Origin of the sequence: Novipirellula galeiformis (genome assembly GCF_007860095.1) — a bacterium.
Taxonomy (GTDB): domain Bacteria; phylum Planctomycetota; class Planctomycetia; order Pirellulales; family Pirellulaceae; genus Novipirellula; species Novipirellula galeiformis.
This window is the reverse complement of the sequence record NZ_SJPT01000004.1, coordinates 264,244-282,619: the sequence shown is the minus strand read 5'-3', so window position 1 is coordinate 282,619 and position 18,376 is coordinate 264,244. Positions and strand designations below refer to the sequence as shown.

General features: G+C 55.4%; 10 protein-coding genes. 5 read left to right on the top strand and 5 right to left on the bottom strand.

Going from position 1 to position 18,376, the window contains the following annotated elements:
- Nucleotides 1–153 precede the first annotated feature (153 nt).
- Nucleotides 154–2,295, top strand: a complete 2,142-nt coding sequence (locus Pla52o_RS11965; protein ID WP_146594857.1) for a PAS domain-containing sensor histidine kinase — start codon at nucleotides 154–156, stop codon at nucleotides 2,293–2,295.
- A gap of 199 nt (nucleotides 2,296–2,494) precedes the next feature.
- Here Pla52o_RS11965 and Pla52o_RS11960 read toward each other — a convergent pair whose 3' ends face one another.
- Entirely contained in the window at nucleotides 2,495–3,307 is an 813-nt protein-coding gene (locus Pla52o_RS11960; protein WP_146594856.1) for a 3-keto-disaccharide hydrolase, read from the bottom strand.
- A gap of 807 nt (nucleotides 3,308–4,114) precedes the next feature.
- Between Pla52o_RS11960 and Pla52o_RS11955 the strand changes: the two genes are divergently transcribed.
- From Pla52o_RS11955 to sucD, 4 genes are all read left to right on the top strand, one after another.
- On the top strand, nucleotides 4,115–9,217 hold the full coding sequence (locus tag Pla52o_RS11955; RefSeq protein ID WP_146594855.1) for a DUF1549 domain-containing protein: 5,103 nt from the start codon (nucleotides 4,115–4,117) through the stop codon (nucleotides 9,215–9,217).
- Between the two features lie 24 nt (nucleotides 9,218–9,241).
- On the top strand, nucleotides 9,242–10,711 hold the full coding sequence (locus tag Pla52o_RS11950; protein WP_146594854.1) for a DUF1501 domain-containing protein: 1,470 nt from the start codon (nucleotides 9,242–9,244) through the stop codon (nucleotides 10,709–10,711).
- A gap of 326 nt (nucleotides 10,712–11,037) precedes the next feature.
- Nucleotides 11,038–12,225 (top strand): ADP-forming succinate--CoA ligase subunit beta, encoded by a 1,188-nt coding sequence (gene sucC / locus Pla52o_RS11945; RefSeq protein ID WP_146594853.1) that lies wholly within the window; start codon nucleotides 11,038–11,040, stop codon nucleotides 12,223–12,225.
- Between the two features lie 136 nt (nucleotides 12,226–12,361).
- Nucleotides 12,362–13,240, top strand: a complete 879-nt coding sequence (gene sucD, locus Pla52o_RS11940) for a succinate--CoA ligase subunit alpha (protein WP_146594852.1) — start codon at nucleotides 12,362–12,364, stop codon at nucleotides 13,238–13,240.
- Between the two features lie 12 nt (nucleotides 13,241–13,252).
- Here sucD and Pla52o_RS11935 read toward each other — a convergent pair whose 3' ends face one another.
- From Pla52o_RS11935 to Pla52o_RS11920, 4 genes are all read right to left on the bottom strand, one after another.
- Nucleotides 13,253–14,104 carry a class I SAM-dependent methyltransferase gene (locus Pla52o_RS11935; RefSeq protein ID WP_146594851.1) on the bottom strand — a complete coding sequence of 284 codons (852 nt, stop codon included), beginning with the start codon at nucleotides 14,102–14,104 and terminating at the stop codon, nucleotides 13,253–13,255.
- Between the two features lie 75 nt (nucleotides 14,105–14,179).
- Nucleotides 14,180–15,058 carry a DUF6655 family protein gene (locus tag Pla52o_RS11930; protein WP_146594850.1) on the bottom strand — a complete coding sequence of 293 codons (879 nt, stop codon included), beginning with the start codon at nucleotides 15,056–15,058 and terminating at the stop codon, nucleotides 14,180–14,182.
- A 155-nt stretch (nucleotides 15,059–15,213) separates the two neighbouring features.
- Nucleotides 15,214–15,972 (bottom strand): LuxR family transcriptional regulator, encoded by a 759-nt coding sequence (locus tag Pla52o_RS11925; RefSeq protein ID WP_146594849.1) that lies wholly within the window; start codon nucleotides 15,970–15,972, stop codon nucleotides 15,214–15,216.
- Nucleotides 15,973–16,279: 307 nt separating this feature from the next.
- Entirely contained in the window at nucleotides 16,280–17,719 is a 1,440-nt protein-coding gene (locus Pla52o_RS11920) for an RNA polymerase sigma factor RpoD/SigA (RefSeq protein WP_146594848.1), read from the bottom strand.
- Nucleotides 17,720–18,376 lie beyond the last annotated feature (657 nt).

The window sequence follows — 18,376 nt, the reverse complement described above, 5'->3', positions numbered from 1 at the left end:
ACGAAGAAAAGTCGGCTCCTGGCGGATCCCAATCGAAAGGTTCGGCTCAAACTCAGCCGTCAGCAGGCAAGTTTCTCGCATCGGCCTGCGGCATTCGTTACACTAACAGTCTGAAAGTGGCGCCGGAGATCCCGGCCACTGAAAGGCTATTCGATGACCCATGCCCTTGAATTCTTGTCTTCGATTGATGACCCCACTTCGTTTTTGCTTGAGTCAATCAAAGCGGCGGTGACCATTGACGACGTAACCGAGGTGACCGCTCAATTGCGAGTGCTTCGCGATTCGGGAGTCACGTCGCTCGCTGACGCAATCAAAGACGATGCGGAATTATTGAAAACGCTGCTCGCGGGCATTCATACCATTGGTTTTAACCAAAGCGCGATTGCTTTGTTCGAGGCCAATTCGATGGTGGAGTTAAGATCGCGAACGAGCGAGATTTTGCTGCCTGAATCGCTGCCGTCCCTGGTTGGCTTTCTGCAATCGTTGCTAGATCAGGATCCCGTCCATGCTTCGGACGTTGGCTTGTCAACGCTCAAAGGGAACTGGATTTATGTGCGCGCGGATTTCCGTGTCGTCCAGCACGGCGAGAAAATCTATACGATCAATTCGTTCACGGATATCACCGACTGGTACAACGATCGCCAATCACTTGCCGCAGTGCGAACCCGATATGCACTTGCATTGAAGGGCAGTCAGTTTGGGGTGTGGGACTGGGATGTGCAGAAAAACCAAGTCACTCGAGATACCGAGTATCACCGCATTTTGGGGTATGGCGAAGATGAGATTGATTGTTCGGCGGAGTCGGTTCAAGCGTTGATGCACCCCGACGACCAGCGTCGGGTTGCCGAGATGCCCTCCATTCCCAACGTCCTCGATTTTCAATTCCGCATTCAGCAGAAGACGGGCGGTTATCGCTGGATACACCTCGAAGGTGCCGTTTGTGAGTGGAACGACTCGGGAGAGCAACTTCGCGCCGTAGGGACGGTTCGCGATGTCACGGTCGAGCGACAGCAATTGGAGTTGATGGATCTTGAACGCGAGATTTTCAAGCTGGCTTCCGAGGGAACTTCGTTGAAAGCGTTGCTGAGCTTAGTCGCCAGCAAAGTTGACCTTGCCTTTCCCGAACTTCGCACCATCGTGCTGTTGCTTGACGATGCCCGGCAATCGGTTGGCTTCGCCGCAGCTCCCTCGATGCCGAAGGATGTGTTGCAATCGTTGATCGGGTTCCCGGTCATGGCCGAGCCCACGGCTTGTTGCAACGCGATGAAATCGGGGGTCTTTCAATTTGTGCAAGATCTATCGGCGGGCGAAGGATTCCCATCGGCCGAAGCGTTCTATACTCCGCTTGGCATCCAGGCGACCGGATCGATGCCAATCGTCGATAGCACTAGTACGACACTGGGAACGATCTGTCTGACATCAAATACGCCGTTTTGGAGCCCACCGGAGGATCTGATCGGACTCGAGCGTGTGGCACGCTCGTTGGCGCTTGTCATGGAGCGGATGAAGCAGAAAGAGCGTTCGCGGCGACGCGCGGTGCAAATGCAGAATCAGCAGAAGTTTGAGAGTCTGGGGAAATTAGCGGGCGGCATTGCCCACGATTTTAATAATCTGTTGTCCGTGATCCGAACGAACGCCGAACTGTGTCAGTTCAATAGCGGCATGGGGGCAGCGAACACTCAGGAGAGCCTCGATCAAATCATGCACGCCGCAGAGATGGCCTCGTCCATGTGTAAGCAAATGTTGACCTTTGCTGGTCAGTCAAAATCTCAGACTCAACAAGTGGACCTTGTTGCGGAGGCGAAAAAAGTAGCCAGCCTAGTGCGGTCGGCGACCAAAGCAAAAATCAAGATCGAGCTTTGTGCCGATCCTGGCACTCCACCTGTCGTTGGAGATTCCACCGCGTTGTCGCAAGTGCTGCTGAATTTACTGACCAATGCTGTCGAAGCGATTGGTGAAGCCGGGACGGTCCAGATCAACGTGGCGATGCGACGCGTTGAGCAAGCGGAGATTGAGGGATTTGTCTTTAGCGGGAAAATTCGACCGGGCGAGCATATTTACGTTTCGGTCAAAGACGATGGCAGCGGCATCGACCAAGAGACGTTACGATGCGTTTTCGACCCCTTCTTTACCACCAAGTCGACGGGGCAAGGCGTGGGGTTGGCAACCGTGTTGGGGATCGTCGAGCAACACGGTGGTGCGATCGACCTGCGTTCGGCCGTGGGACAGGGGACCGAATTCGTGGTGCTCTTTCCCGTTGTGTGTGAGCCGCAGCGAACACTCCAGACGAGTTAGGTGTAACGCCTTGGTGAGGTTTCGCCCGGAAAAAGACCACAGCGAAATACCACCGCGAAAGACCACAGCGAAGCAGGCGGATCGGTGGGGGCGGTTGGCTGCCACGACTCGCCACGCCACATCTCGCCTCGCCACATCTCGCCACGCTCGACCCGAGCGTGGCTTGAGATGCGATGGCGTTGCGATGACTCGAGTGTAATTACTCGATCGGAGTTTCTTTATCGCCGTCGCGTAAGAATGGTTTTCGCACCTGTTCACCCTGAGGCGGTTGAAACTCTCGGACCCAGATGTTGCGAAAGCGAACGGGATTGCCGTGATCTTGCAGCGAGATCGGGCCCACCGGTTCATGGGCACTGTACTGTGGCGGGCGATGGAAGGGAGTATCGCCTTTGAGCTCAAAGTGGTTCAGGATCAACACTCCGTTGTGAACCACGGTCACGTAGGCGGGCGAAACCAGTTTTTTGTCGTCGCCGAATCGCGGAGCGGTCCAGAAGATATCGTAGCTGTTCCATTCGCCTGGGGGACGCGTGACATTGACCGCCGGAGGTGTTTGCTTGTAAATCGCACCCGCTTGGCCATCGGAGTAAGTCTCATTTTCATAGGAATCCAAAACTTGGATTTCATAGCGTCCCATCATAAATACACCGCTATTACCGCGTCCTTGGCCGCTGCCTTTGACGGGGGTCGGCGCGGACCATTCCAGGTGCAGTTGGCAATCACCAAATGTCCGCTTGGACGTGATCTTGCCTTTGCCCGTGCTAGCGGCACCGTCCTTCACCGTCCATTGGTCGCCGTTTTCCCATTCGGATAAGTCGGCGCCATCAAACAAGATGACCGCATCCGAAGGAGGATCGGAGTCGGTTTTTCCCGGAGTGACCACCGCTGGTTTCTGCCACGCGATCCCGTTGAGGTATTCTTCGGCGGAGACGCAGGAGCTTGAATTTACAGTGGCGAACGCGACGCTCGTCAGCGCCGCCAACAGAGTCAGAGACTTGGAAATTGTGCTTTTCATTCGGTTCCTCGGGTTCAATGGGAGTGGGGTCATAGGATAGTCAGAGAGGATAGCGAGTGTGTGTTAGGAGTGGGTTTGGAAACGATTTGCCTGTGTTTTTGTTCCTCCGCACTTAGGCTCTCTCTGGCGGATCGCTTCGCTGTGAGAGTCTAGAGGTAAGTGAGGAAGGCATTTCCGTACACATCCTCCTTTTTGAGGCTTTCTCTTTGGGCACCCAGGCAGGAGTGATTCGGTGAATCGACCTTAGCCGAAGGGCTTGAGGCTCGGTTGTTTCGAGAACCGTGGTTAGCGGCTAATGGCACTTACTTTGACACTCAGCGGGTGGTTTTCGAATGTTTTGCTCGCTGCAACCGGGCGGCTCGCGCCGCACCGCTATTAAAGTAGCTGCCCTTCGGCTACCGCCATGCGGTTGAGTTTTCGGAACGACTCCCGCTGAGGTTCTTCGACATCCACGATCGATTCGTGGCCTTTCGCTTTCTCGGACGATCAGAGTTTACACCTCTGGAAAAGCGTTGACGAGGGCAAGGCTTCCTCTATATTGGCTTAACGGTCTGTTGTGCCTCGCTGCTTGAACTATGGAGTGGTTGGCACCCGGCCCGTTCTCGCCCGCCCATGAACTGGGCTACTCGTACCCTCGCTCGTTCTTGTGGGTACTGGACTGGCGTTGTCAGACTCACGGTTCTCTGAATAGCAACGCGTCACACTTCCGCCGTCTTCATGTCGATCGCATGATTCGAAATGGCAGTTCGCCGTTGGCAATTCTCGGAGCTCTGTGAGCAAACGAACTCCGTCAACACGAGTCATGCCATGGTCTTTCGAACGATCTTGCTCGCTTTCGTTTCACTCGCGTGTGTCCATGGGGGAGCGGAGGAGTCTTCCGAACCTCAGACCCCGTTAAGTTTTGCTCGCGACATCGAGCCGATTTTTCGAAATCAGTGCTTCGGATGCCATCAGGGTGCGAAGCAACTTGGCCGGTACAACATGACCGATTTTGCTTCGTTAGTCGCAGGCGGTGAGAGTGAATCCGCAGCCATCGTGCCCGGCAAACCGGACGAGAGTTATCTGGTCCAACAGATCACTCCGGTCGGTGGGCACGCGGAGATGCCTAAGTCACCGGCCAAGCCGCTCAACCCGATCGAGATTGAGAAGATCCGGCGCTGGATCGCCGCAGGGGCCAAGGATGACTCGCTCCCTTCGACGGAACGGAGCTTCAATCAAAGCAATCCGCCTGTTTATGTTGGCCCCCCCACGCTGCCATCGCTGGATGTTTCACCGGATGCTCAGCAGGTCGCCGTGGCGGGGTTCCATGAAGTGATTTTGTTAAATCGCGAGACGGGGCAAACGATTTCGCGGTTGATTGGAATGAGTCCGCGAATCAATACCGTCCGTTTTTCACCTGACGGCAAGCGAGTCGCCGCGATCGGAGGCACCCCTGGGGTTCAGGGCGAGGTGCAAATCTGGGATGTCGCATCAGGCAAACTCGAGATGTCGTTGCCGTTGACGCACGATACGCTAAGTGGTGGCAGTTGGTCGCCCGACGGAAGCAAACTCGCCTTTGGTGCCACCGATAATGTGATTCGAGCCATCGACTCCTCTTCGGGGGAACAGGTGCTGTTTCAAGGCGCGCACGACGATTGGGTTCGCGACACCGTCTTCACGCCGGATGGGACTCATTTGGTTTCGGTCGCTCGGGATATGTCGTGCAAATTGACCGAAGTCGCCACCGAGCGTTTTATTGACAACATCACCTCGATCACGCCTGGTGCGCTTTCGGGTGGTCTCAATAGTGTCGCGATCCATCCCCAGCGAAATGAAATTTTGATTGGAGGCGCGGATGGTGTCGCCAAGGTTTATCGCGTCTTTCGCGAAACCGCGAGAAAGATTGGTGACGATGCCAACTTGATCCGCAATTTACCGGCGATGCCAGGGCGAATCTTCAGTGTCGCAATCAGCCCCGATGGCTCGCGTTTGGCCGCCGCCTCGACGTTCGATGGCCGCAGTGAAGTGCGAGTTTGGAAGTATGACTTTGTCGGTGAATTGTCCGAGCAAATCAAAGCCATCATGGCCAAGCGAGATTCAGAGCGTTCCGCGAAAGAGAAGGAAATTGTTGCCGCGTATCAATCCAAAGAAACCACCGAGATCGCAAAATGGAGTAGCGACACGGCCGCGGTCTACGCGATTCGTTTTGCCAGCGACAATGCGCTGCTGATGTCCGCCAACGACGCCGTGTTGCGACGACTCGATGCCGACGGCAAGCTCGTGTCCGAGTTTCCGATTGTCACCATCGAAACGGAAAAGAACGTCAAACTCACTGCCTTTGACGCCAAAGCGTGGATGCAATCGCAAGTCGCAGTGGATGGGGATTTCTCTGACGAACTTAGCGTGGATGCAAAATTAGTTCGCAAATTGACGGTCGATCCCGAGACGATCCGGTTGGACTCGCCCTACGCCTACAACCAAATCGTAGTGACGGCAACGCTTGTCGACGACTCGAAAGTTGACGTGACTCGTTGCTGCGAAGTCCAGGTGCCCTCGCTGATCGCCATCAACGAACGTGGTTTGATCAGACCGATCGCCGAGGGGAATGGAGAAATGGTGGTTCGTTTTGGCGAACGAATAACAACGATTCAGGTCGAGGTGACGTCGCCGCACGCTGACGATAACGCACCCGGCGCGGTCGATTACATTCACGACGTGAATCCCGTACTTAGCCGCTTGGGATGTAACCAAGGAACATGTCATGGAGCTCAGAAGGGAAAAAATGGATTCCGGCTGTCGCTGCGCGGTTACGATCCTGTGTTCGATTTGCGCGCACTCAAAGATGACTTAGCGGCTCGACGCATCAACCCTGCCTCGCCCGACAATTCGTTGATGCTGAGAAAACCACTCGGTTTGACGCCGCACCAAGGTGGCGTCGTGATGGTCGACGGAGACCCTAACCATGCGATCCTGCGCCGCTGGATTGCCGATGGAAGCCAAGTGGATTTACAGTCGCCACGCGTCGCGTCGATCGAGATTTCTCCAACCAATCCCACCGTCCAAGCGATCCAGTCGCGTCAACAAGTGCGAGTGGTCGCCACCTATCGCAACGGCACTTCGCGTGACGTGACTAGCGAAGCGTTTATCGAGAGCGGAAACTCCGAAGTCGCCACGGCCGATGCCAAAGGATTGCTGACGGCGATTCGCCGCGGCGAAGCTCCGATCCTGGCTCGTTTTGAAGGTGCCTACGCCGCCACCACGTTGACCGTGATGGGCGATCGATCCGGTTACGAAGATCAGGCGTTGGTGACCCACAACACGATCGATGAATTGGTCGCAAAGAAATGGCAGCGTGTGAAGGTGGTCCCCAGCCCGCTGTGCGATGACGCCACGTTTCTACGCCGCGTGCATCTCGATTTAACCGGATTGTTGCCCACCAGCGATCAAGTCAAATCGTTTTTGGCGGATCCGACTGAGACGGGTGAAAAGCGATCCAAGGTGATCGATGAATTGATCGGCAGCGAAGCTTACATCGCCTACTGGACCAATAAGTGGTGCGACTTGTTGCAAGTCAATCGGAAATTTCTTGGGGTCGAGGGAAGCACCCAGTTCCGAGACTGGATTCGTACTTGCGTTGCGGAAAACCGACCGTACGACCAATTTGTCCGCGAGGTGTTAACCGCTAGCGGATCGAACAATGAAAATCCTCCCGCGTCGTATTTCAAAGTGCTGCGTACCCCCGAAGACACGATGGAGAACACCACGCATTTGTTTTTGGGAATCCGCTTCAACTGCAACAAGTGCCACGACCATCCGTTTGAACGTTGGACCCAAGACCAGTACTTTGAGATGGCGGCCTACTTTGCTCAGGTCGATCTACAGACAGATCCTGCCTCCGGCGATCGCAAAATTGGTGGCTCGGCGGTCGAAGGTGCTAAGCCGCTGTTTGAAATCGTGGCGGACAAAACCAACGGTGAGATCAAACATGGCAGAACCGGGGATACCGTCCCACCAAGTTTTCCCTTCGCCGTCGATCATGAAACGAGTGACAATCCGTCGCGCCGCGAACAATTGGCTCGCTGGATGACGGACGCCGACAACCCCTATTTTGCTCGCAGTTACGTCAACCGATTGTGGGGCTATTTGCTTGGGGTTGGTTTGATCGAACCCATTGACGATATCCGCGCTGGCAACCCGCCGACCAACCCCGAGCTGTTGAGTTTTCTGACCGATCGCTTCGTCGAATCGGAGTTTGATACGCGGGCGATGCATCGTTTGATTTGCAATAGTCGCACCTATCAATTGAGCATCGAGTCGAATCCGCTAAATGAAGACGACTATCTGAATTACTCGCATGCGATGCCACGACGATTGCCGGCCGAAGTGATTTACGATGCGGTGCATCAGGTTACCGGAGCGATCAGTTCGATTCCGGGGGTGGCCAAGGGAACGCGTGCCGCGGCGTTACCCGATTCCGGAGTGAAGCTTGCCGATGGGTTCTTACAGAACCTGGGGCGGCCGGTGCGGGAAAGTGCATGCGAATGTGAACGTTCCTCGGATCTGCAGCTCGGCCCGGTGATGGCACTGATCAGCGGGCCTACGGTCGGCACCGCGATTTCGGATCCTCAAAATGAACTCGCCAAAATCGTCCAGACATGCAGCGAAGACGAAATGCTCGCCGAAGAGATTTTCTTGCGAGCGATCGGACGGCGGCCTACCACGCCCGAAACCACGGCGTTCAAGAGCATCATTGGCCAAGTCCAAGTCGATCATGACACGCTGCAAAAGCAGGTTGAGCAAGCCGAAGCCGACTGGGCGATTCGGCGGTCCGAATTCGAAAATGTTCGCGAAACGAAACTTGCCGAGGTGGTCTCGCAGATTGCCGAGCGAACCGAGGCAATCAAGCCCGAACGAACGCGGCTCGAAGAAGAACGCGCGAAACGAGTTGCTGCGGCTGAAATGGCACTGAGCGAAGCGCAAGCCCAGTTGGTCGCGACCACTGAAAAACGATTTGCCGACGCGTCCAACGTGGAATGGCATCCATTGTCGGCGACTGAGTTGTCGGCATCGAACAAGGCGGTGTTGACGCCGCAAGGGGACCGTTCGATCCGAGCCTCAGGCAACGCCGACAAAGGCATCTACACGGTCAAGATGCCCACGACATTGAAACAGATCACGGGGTTTCGGCTCGAAGCGTTACCGGCCGCGGACCTGCCCGCTGGTGGTCCCGGGTTGCCCGACAACGGCAATTTCGTGGTCACTGAATTGGTGATCCAAGTGCAAGGTAACGGTAAAGATCAAAAGCTGGAAAAGGTCGAAATCGCCAAAGCACAAGCCGACTTCACTCAGGGCGGCTTTGACATCAGCACCACGTTTGATGGAAAGACGAATGATCAAGGCGGCTGGGCTGTATCGCCTTCGCTAGGTGTGGTGCATTGGGCCACGTTCCAACTGAAAACGCCGATCGCGAATCCCAGCGGTTGCACGTTGACGTTCGATTTGCATCAGTTCCACAATGCCGACAAACATCGGTTGGGCTTATTCCGGATTTCCGCCACCACGGCCGAAGGCGACATACCGCTCAGCCAAAGCGAGTCGATCGCCGCCGCGCTATCGACTCCGGCGGAGCAACGCAGCGAAGCGGTCACCAAGTTGATCGTCGACTACGGTACAGCCACGGACAAAGGCATCGCCGATTTACGTACGGCATTGGCTGAAGCTCGAAAACCTGTGCCGCCGGACCCGATGTTGGTGCAGTTGGAACAACGCAAAATGACTTTTTCGATCGCGACGGAGGACGATCCGGCACTTGTCCAACTTCGCCGGGACCTTGCCGAAAGTACGAAGCAACTCGGCAACGTCCGTTTAACCGCAGCCGAAGATTTGGCGTGGGCGTTAATCAATAGCCCTGCGTTTCTGTTCAATCACTGAATTAACCAAGAGAGAGAACGAACGATGTTGTCATTCAAAGGTTTCAAAGCAAAGGATCTGTGCGATCCGCATCTCTCGGCAACGCGTCGCACGTTTTTGCGAGTGGGCGGATGTGGCATGCTCGGTTTGTCGTTGCCGTCGCTGTTGAACATGCAAAGTGCCGCGGCCTCCGAAAAACAGGTCGGTGGGCCGGGATGGGGCAAGGCCAAAAGTATCATCCTGCTGTATTTGCAGGGCGGGCCGAGTCAGTTGGATTTGTGGGATCCTAAAGAGAATCTGCCCGACAATGTGAAAAGCGTCTTCAAGCCGATCAGCACAAAAATCCCCGGGGTGAAGTTCACCGAAAACTTACCGCAGCTCAGTCAAGTGAACGACCGCTTCACGATGATTCGGTCGATGTCGTACACGCCCAATGGTTTGTTCAACCACACTGCGGCGATCTACCAAATGATGACTGGCTATACGACCGATAAGGTCAGTCCGTCGGGGCAACTCGAACCGCCATCGCCCAAGGATTTTCCGAATTTTGGCAGCAACATTGTCAAGATGCGTCCGTTGGAAGAACCGATGCTTCCGTTTGTCATGCTGCCGCGTCCGCTGCAAGAATCCAACGTCGTGGGTAAGGGAGGTACCGCGGGGTTTCTCGGCAAAGCGTTTGATCCGTATACGCTTTATCCTGATGGTGACGATATGGATATGGAAAAGATGAGTCGCATCAAGATCGATGATCTGCAACTGCGACCCGAGGTCTTCAGTGTCCGTCTGCAGCGGCGAGCGAAGTTGCGTGATCTGCTGAATGCCCAAATGCCTCAAATCAATGAAGCGGTCGAATCGTTTGAATTGGACCAGTACTATGACCAAGCGTTGTCGTTGATCGTTTCGGGGCGTGCACGCGATGCGTTTAACTTGTCGGCCGAAGCCAACGAGATCCGCGATGCCTATGGACGCAACACGTTTGGTCAAAGCTGTTTGCTGGCCCGACGGTTGGTGGAAGCCGGCACACGCGTGGTCGAAGTGATTTGGCCCAAGGTTGCCAACAGTGACAATCATTCGTGGGATCACCACAGCGGGCTGAGCAAGCGGATGAAAGACCAATCCGCCCCGATGCTCGACTCGGCGCTATCGACATTGATCACGGACATGGACACGCGCGGATTGCTCGAAGATACGCTGATCGTTGCGGTAGGCGAATTCGGTCGCAGTCCTCAACGGGGTGTCAGTACCAGTGGCAATAACAACAGCGATGATGGCCGCGACCATTGGCCGTATTGCTACACCGCGGTATTGGCTGGTGCGGGAATCAAACGCGGGTATGTCCATGGCAAGAGCGACAAAACCGCCTCGGCGCCGCTAGAAAACCCGGTGCATCCTGCGGAACTATTAGCGACGATTTACCACAGCTTCGGGATCGCACCGGAAACGATCGTCTACAACCACCTGAATCAACCTCGCGAGTTGGTCAAGGCTGAGGCCGTTTCAGCGCTAATGTCCTAAAGCTCCAGCGCCGTATGGCGCCGAGAGGGGGCTCGCCATCGTCGGCCGCTGGAAATGGGCGACGGGGCGTCGATTCACGCTGCAACGGCGCCGATGGAATTTCGCTCCAGGCGTCTTCGAGTTCGGTGTGCGACTTTGCCCCTTCGTGCTCGACCGTGATGCCCGCACCGTGACACCCGCTTAGAGACGCCCGCTTAGAGACTTTTCCAACTTCTCGGGCGGACAAATTTGGCGCTATGGTTCCTGAGTCAGCGTTCCAGACGTATATTTTCTACTTCTCGGAAACGTTTCCCTTGTGCGCGAGCGCGAAAGCACCCTTTAAGTCGATGAAAATTCACGAATATCAAGGCAAGCAACTGTTCCGCAAAGCTGGTGTCCCGGTTTTGGAAGGGCATGTCGCTACGACCGCTGATGAAGCGGCTGCCGCCTATGACAAACTCGGTGGTTCGATTGCTGTTGTCAAAGCCCAGATTCATGCTGGCGGACGTGGTAAAGGAACCATTATCGATAACCCCGAACAGCGGGGTGTCGTGTTAGTTAAAAGCGCCGACGAAGCTCGTGCTGCTGCAAACGGATTGCTCGGAAAAACGTTGGTCACAATCCAGACTGGCGAAGAAGGCAAAGTCGTCAATCAAGTCTTTGTCGAGGCGGGGTGTGATATTGCCCGCGAATTGTACCTCGGCATCGTTGTCGACCGCGAAGCGGCTCGCCCGGTCTTGATGGTCAGCACCGAAGGCGGTGTTGAGATTGAGAAAGTGGCCGAAGAGACTCCCGAATTGATCTTCAAAGAGCACTTTGATCCCGCGGTCGGTCTGGAGGCATTCCAAGTCCGCAAGCTTTGCAAGAAGCTCGGAATTGAAGGCGCCGCGGCCAAGGCTGCGTTCAAGTTCATGCCCGCCATTTGCCGCTTCTTTGTCGATTACGATTGTGCGATGGCGGAGATCAACCCGTTGGTGATCACCGGCAGTGGTGAAATGATTGCGTTGGATGCGAAGATCACCTTCGACGACAACGCGCTGTATCGTCACAAAGACTTGCTCGAATTCCGCGACTTGTCCGAAGAGGAGCCGAGCGAAGTTCGTGCCAGCGATGCGGGACTCAGCTATGTTAAGCTCGAAGGCAACATCGGTTGCTTGGTCAACGGTGCCGGATTGGCGATGTCGACAATGGACATCATCAAATACCACGGTGGCAAGCCAGCGAACTTCCTGGATGTCGGTGGTGGAGCCAACGCTCAACAAGTGACCGAAGCGTTCCGGATTTTGTTGTCGGACCCGAACTGCAAGGGCGTGTTGGTCAACATCTTTGGCGGGATCGCACGCTGTACCACGATCGCATCGGCTTTGATCGAAGCGAGCAAGACGGTCGGCTTTACGGTTCCTTTGGTGGTCCGTCTCGAAGGCACCGAGGTCGAAGAAGGTCGCAAGATGCTTGCCGAAAGCGACGTCAACGTTATCAACGCGACCGACATTACGGACGCAGCCAAAAAGATTGTGGCGGCTGCCGCAGGTTAAGGGAAACCTTTCCCTGGGCTCGTTGCAGCACTACAAGGCAAAACCGCGTCAACTCCGTCGCCCCGGCGACGGATGACCACCCCCAAGTCGGTTCAACTTTCCATTCCCACACGTTCTCTACAATAGTCATTCGGTCATGAGCATTCTGGTTGACGGAAACACAAAAGTCATCTGCCAAGGCATCACGGGCAACGCCGGCACGTTCCATAGTCTCGGTTGCCGTGACTACGGCACCAACATGGTCGGCGGGGTCACGCCAGGCAAAGGCGGCCAAAATGTCGAAGGCATCCCTGTCTTTGACACAGTCGAAGAAGCGGTCGAAAAGACCGGTGCGAACGCAACGATGATCTTCGTGCCGCCGCCTTTCACCGCTGACGCGATCCTCGAAGCGATCGATGCGGGCATCGGAATCATCGCTGCGATCACCGAAGGCGTGCCTGTCATCGACATGGTTCGCGTCTACGAAAAAGTGCGAGCGAGCAACTCGATCCTGATCGGCCCTAACTGCCCTGGTTTGATCACGCCGGGTTCGTGCAAGATCGGCATCATGCCCGGTTATATCCATAACCCAGGCAAAGTCGGCGTGATGAGCCGCAGTGGTACGTTGACCTACGAAGCGGTTTGGCAAACCAGCAACCTCGGTCTTGGTCAAAGCACCTGCGTGGGACTCGGTGGCGACCCGATCGTCGGCACTAGCTTTATCGACCTGCTAAAGCTGTATCAAGAAGACGACCAAACCGAAGCGATCTTGATGATCGGTGAAATCGGTGGATCGGCCGAAGAAGAAGCTGCGGCATTTGCCAAAGCCAACGTCACCAAGCCTGTGGCCGCGTTCATCGCCGGTCGTACTGCCCCTCCCGGAAAGCGAATGGGACACGCCGGCGCGATCATCAGCGGCGGGAAGGGAACGGCCGAAGAAAAGGTCGCTGCCTTGGAAGACGCGGGCATTGTGGTCGCACCCACCCCAGCCGACATGGGCCAAGCCGTTGTCGAAGCGATTGCCCGCAAAGGCTAAATCGCTTCGCAGCTAATCACCACTTTCGACGCGGAGGTAAAAACCCGCGTCGAGGCTGCGTCCAGATCGATCTTGAATTGCCGATCGGCCCGTTTTATAGCGGAGCCGATCGTTTTTTTGGGCAGCTTTGATTGCCGCCGAACGCATCAAGTATTCAAGCACATCGCTCGCATCGACTTGCGGCGAATGTCCCGTGATCAACATCCGAAAATTCAGCGGATCGATCAACTCGAGACAATCATCCACCAGCGGCCACAGGTCGCGTTCCAATCGCCACGTTTTTCCTTTTGGGGAATGGCCGTAGGCGGGGGGATCCATCACGATGGTGTGATATTTTCGTTGGCGTCTTACTTCTCGGGCCACAAACTTGGCGGCATCGTCGACCATGTAGCGAATCGGGGCATCGCTCATGTCGTTCGCCGCGGCGGCCATTTTGGCAGCGCTGACGTTGGGTTTGGCAGCGTCCACGTGCACGACTTCGAAACCCGCACGTGCCAATGCCATCGTGCTGGCGCCGGTGTAGGCGAACAGGTTTAAAGCTTGAAGTTGGTCGCGCTGGGGGACGCAGGACAACCACTCCCAGTTTTTTGCTTGTTCAGGAAATAGCCCAATGTGCCCAAACGGTGTGGGGCGAACCGGCATCCGAAAGTTTCCGCAATCGATGCTCAGCGTTTCTGGCCAACGAGAATGGTGACTCCACCGTTTTGCGTCAGCGTGGTACACCGAGTGCGCGTCACGCCAACGTTGAGGATGCTTGCGGCGAATCCCTTCGGCAGCCGGCGACGGACGCGAAACGAGATGGCCGCTAAGCGATTCTAGCTTTAGCCCGTCTCCAAAATCGATAAGTTGATACGCGTTGCTCATGGTACGCTGGATTGTAATCCGGAATCGACTCGAGTGCCGAGGTGACGATGACGCGATTCTCGCTAGCGAAACTCGTTAGCGGACTTCGCTGTCAGAGGCGTCTGACGGTAGGTCGGCGATCGCCGTTGCCTCTTCCGGTGGGGCGTCATGCGGTCCTTCAATGAAATCGATGAAGGCCCGTTCACTGTCCAAGACTGGCCAACCGTCTTGAAAGCGAGTTTCATTGGCGTAGTTGACGTGGGGGCGAGCATAGTTTTCCGAAGGCGATTCGGAGACAACGTTCCCGCCGAATTTGAATAAACGGCTCCCCGCCAATTTGGTTCGCTCGCGAATCGACCCGCTTTGGAACGGGCCGACGCCGAGAACATAGGTATCACGAGCGGTCGCGGTCGATTCGCGGATTCCCGATTGCCAAATCGCTTTGCGAGATTCACGCTCGTAAGCAAACGCAGCGAGTTTCGCGGCCCCCTCGCGGGCGTCGCGGCGGGCAAGCGAAATTTCTGGGATCGACGGCATGGTGGGGGAGTTAGGAATCAGCGAAGCGGCTGTGGAGAGACTGTTGTTTTCAGGAATACCAAAAGTGACTCGATGGTCGTCCGCACCGAGGGTTCCGATTCTCGCTTCGATTATCACATCGGCTTCCGTGGCGGCATCTTGCAACAGGCAACCGGCGGCAACGATTTGTTGGCGGAGTGAACTGGTCACGTAATCCGCATTCACAAAGCCAAGATCCTTCGACGTTTTCAAGTAGTTGGTGTCGAGGTAAACTTTCCGCCCCGACAAGGGCCGAAAGTCAATCCCCGCGACGCTGCGATCGACCGCTTTACTGAGCACCAACTGTTGAGTTGCTAGCTGTTCCTTCGTGGTCCCACAACCGATCGCTCCGAATGAAACGACGATCAAGGCAAGGCTGAAAAAAATTCGCCCGGTCGTTGGTGAGAGAGTCAGACGCATCGAGAATCGACGGCGATTGGGGGGGAAGGGTGAGGTTAGGGCTAAGCAATGAGACAAGGAAGCAAGTTCACAACGAACACTTTCGTTTTTAGTGGTTGCATGCTCAGTTTGGCAAGCTCAATCTAACCAACGAAATGCTGTCATTGCTTTCGCCTTCACTCTTGCTTGCGGTCTTTGGCGAGCGCGTGAAAACGTTCCAGTTGAACGTGGTCATAGGTCAATCCGAGATGTCCCACGGCCCGAGCAATCTCCGCCAAGGTTGAATAGCCAAGCTTTCGCCCGATCTCGGTTTTGTGTCGTTCAATCGTGCGCGGGCTGCGATGCAGCATTTTGGCAACACCGGGAACGCTATTGCCGTGCCCGAGCAATACAAAAATTTCCAACTCGCGATTGCTCAACGCCGACAAACAGCCGAGGTCCACGTACTGGCTGGTAACGGTTTCGATGTCCTGAGAGTCAACATCGGCATCACGGCGCGAGATGATCAAAGCGTAATGCTCGACAATTGCATCGGCGGAGACTTTGTCCTCGCCGGCTTCACGAAGGTTGTCGTCGCTGTGGTCCTCATCGCCACTCGTGGGAGTGGCGGTCTGCTGTAGCAGGTCGCCCCCATCTTGGATTGGGTAGAAGGTCGAAGCCATTTGCTGGCCATTGTAGATATGCCGTGCCCTGAGCGGCTTGCCTTCCTTGATGACTTGCTGAATCCACGCGAGTCGTTCCCGCACGAATTCGGGATGAAACAGGGCGCTTAAGTTTCGCTGTCCCGGCGTTTTTGCGGGCTCGACGCCAAAGAGTGCACGTGCCGCTTCGTTGCTGTACGCGACCCTGCCGTCGGCCGCGACAATGGTGACTCCGATGCCGGATTCCATCCGGAAAACATCGACCCAATTAATCGCGTTAAATAAACTGCTCATAATGGTTGCTCACTTCGTCGTCCCCGCTCGGAATATCGCATTGGGTTGCTGCCGCCTCTCGATCTTTCGAATTGCTCTTCCCCGATCAGAAGAAGACGCCCGATCAAGAGAAGACGACGCAAAGGCGGGCGATTCGCTGCAGATGATACCTTGGTTCGGTGGATTGCACTACCGTTGACTACGCAGACTTTCGTCTACCTTGGGCAAGAAATCGTTCTCTATTGGGGGATGCGAAGGGGGGCAGGCAGTGTTTGGTGTCGAAGGAGGCAGTGATGGGGCAAGAGGCAGTGACGGGAAAGAAAGGGGCTTAATCGAGGAATCCTGCTAGGCTATTAACCTCGTCGTGCTGTTGCAATTTCCGCAGGGCCCGCCGTTCGATTTGACGAACGCGTTCGCGGCTGATCTTAAAGACTTTGGCAACCTCGGACAGCGTTTGTGGAGAGTGGTTTTCAAAACCAAAACGCATTCGCACAATCGCCTGCTCACGCTCATCAAGCTGGTCCATCAGCGCCGCTAGGCGGTGACTCAACGTGTTCGCGTCGGCCTGAGCACCGAGCGGAACCGAGTTCTCTTCTTGTAGAATATCGCGAAGATTCGTCGGCACCTCTCCTGTGCCCGAGTTATCCAGGCTATAGCTCGTGCTTAACGAACGCTCGAGCACGGCAAGACGCTCATCACTCAATCCGGAGGAATCAGCGAGTTCACGATGCGTGGGGCGGTGATTTAGCAGTTGATACAGATCGCTAATCGTTCGTTGCAGATCGTTCATCTCACCGACCACGTGTACCGGAATGCGGATGGTGCGGCTTTGCTCAGCGACCGCGCGGCCGATCGCTTGGCGAATCCACCAGGTGGCGTAGGTCGAGAGTTTGAAGCCTTTGCTCGCTTCGAATTTTTCAACCGCGCGCATCAGACCCGAGTTTCCCTCCTGGATCAAATCCAGAAACGCTAAACCACGTCCCCGATACTTCTTGGCAATCGACACAACCAGCCGAAGGTTGGCTTCCACCAAGTTCTGTTTGGTTGACGTATAACGCTCGTAGTTCCGCTGAAGTTCTTGGACTCGACGGTCCAGTCCGCAACTCGAATGCTGAGTCCGACGCAAAATGACCTCGTACTCTGCGTGCTCTTCAAGATTCAATTCGGTGCGTCTGCGGCGCAATGTCCCCAGTCGACGGTTCATCCTCAACACCGTGTCGTAATGTTGCTCAATCGCTGGGAGTCGCAATCCAAGCTCTTCAATTAACGCCACGATCGATTCACGCCGACGCAAGTAGCGACCCCGCGCTTCGCTTCGCTGCGTTAACGAGTGACGATGGTCACGAATCACTTCGTAGTCCACGTTGTTCAGCGCCAGCAACGATTCCAACGTGCGAACGTTGGGTTCCAATCGGTTCAAAACTTGGCGTTTTGCCTGTTCGTCAGTGACCGCGTAACTCAGACTGCGGTCCGCCCGCGCATCGCCGTCGAGGATCTGACGGAGAGACAAGACCGCATCCTCCGCGACAAAACGAATGCGCAGCAAATCGTGGCGGAACAGAATCCGGGCGTCATCCATCCGATTCGCCAGAGCGAGTTCCTGCTCCGCAGTTAAAAGTGCGGTGCACCCCATCTGCTTCAGATACATCCCCAACGAATCGGAAAGCTCTTCTTGGATTCGCGATGCACTCTCATCTAAACGCAACTCCGACGAATCGAATCCGCCCGAGAGCTTCGGAGGAGGGGAGTGAGAATTGAGAGAAACCATGTTGTCTTCCTTCTATATAAAATATGAGAAACTGACACGCTGGTAAGTTCGCACGCAAAACGCGTCTGTCCCTGTATTCGCCCGATCGTAAAGTACACTCGATTCCAAGCATCCCAGCGAATCCGTTAGCACGGTCGCTGAGATTGCTGTTGATCAGGGATCGATTTGCAATAATGGTTGTACGTAGTAAGAGGGTTGAGAGTTCCAAGAGGTTCTCGTCCAAAGGCAAATTGAGGATCGTTTAATGCCTTCATCACAGTCGCACTCCTCTAGCCTCCAGTCAGGTGTCACCTCTGACAATTTGACTAACCGTATCCAGTGCAGACCATTAACACGCAAACGTCATGCCGCCGATCAATCGATCGGCGGCGATGGGGTTGCCGAGAATTCACGAACACGTAATCGGTCGTGCTGGCGAGCTATTATGAAATGCTTTTTTATGAGAAACGTCCGCCTGTTCGCATCCTGACGATGCCCTCGGCGTCAGGCGGCTCCGGTGCTAAACGATTCACGAGGGGTGAGGAAGAATGCCCCGCATGGGGAAGATTGTCGCCGAGTAAACACGTCAACAAAGTAGGGCAAACGATGCGGAATGCGGTTTACCGCACGCAGGTGGCTTGCGGAACCGAACGTGGCTTGCGACGATCGATTCTTCCT

Excerpts from the sequence above, each read along its gene's own strand:
- Pla52o_RS11965 (WP_146594857.1), top strand. The coding sequence starts at position 154 with ATGACCCATGCCCTTGAATTCTTGTCTTCGATTGATGACCCCACTTCG.
- Pla52o_RS11960 (WP_146594856.1), bottom strand. The coding sequence starts at position 3,307 with ATGAAAAGCACAATTTCCAAGTCTCTGACTCTGTTGGCGGCGCTGACG.
- Pla52o_RS11955 (WP_146594855.1), top strand. The coding sequence starts at position 4,115 with ATGGTCTTTCGAACGATCTTGCTCGCTTTCGTTTCACTCGCGTGTGTC.
- Pla52o_RS11950 (WP_146594854.1), top strand. The coding sequence starts at position 9,242 with ATGTTGTCATTCAAAGGTTTCAAAGCAAAGGATCTGTGCGATCCGCAT.
- sucC (WP_146594853.1), top strand. The coding sequence starts at position 11,038 with ATGAAAATTCACGAATATCAAGGCAAGCAACTGTTCCGCAAAGCTGGT.
- sucD (WP_146594852.1), top strand. The coding sequence starts at position 12,362 with ATGAGCATTCTGGTTGACGGAAACACAAAAGTCATCTGCCAAGGCATC.
- Pla52o_RS11935 (WP_146594851.1), bottom strand. The coding sequence starts at position 14,104 with ATGAGCAACGCGTATCAACTTATCGATTTTGGAGACGGGCTAAAGCTA.
- Pla52o_RS11930 (WP_146594850.1), bottom strand. The coding sequence starts at position 15,058 with ATGCGTCTGACTCTCTCACCAACGACCGGGCGAATTTTTTTCAGCCTT.
- Pla52o_RS11925 (WP_146594849.1), bottom strand. The coding sequence starts at position 15,972 with ATGAGCAGTTTATTTAACGCGATTAATTGGGTCGATGTTTTCCGGATG.
- Pla52o_RS11920 (WP_146594848.1), bottom strand. The coding sequence starts at position 17,719 with ATGGTTTCTCTCAATTCTCACTCCCCTCCTCCGAAGCTCTCGGGCGGA.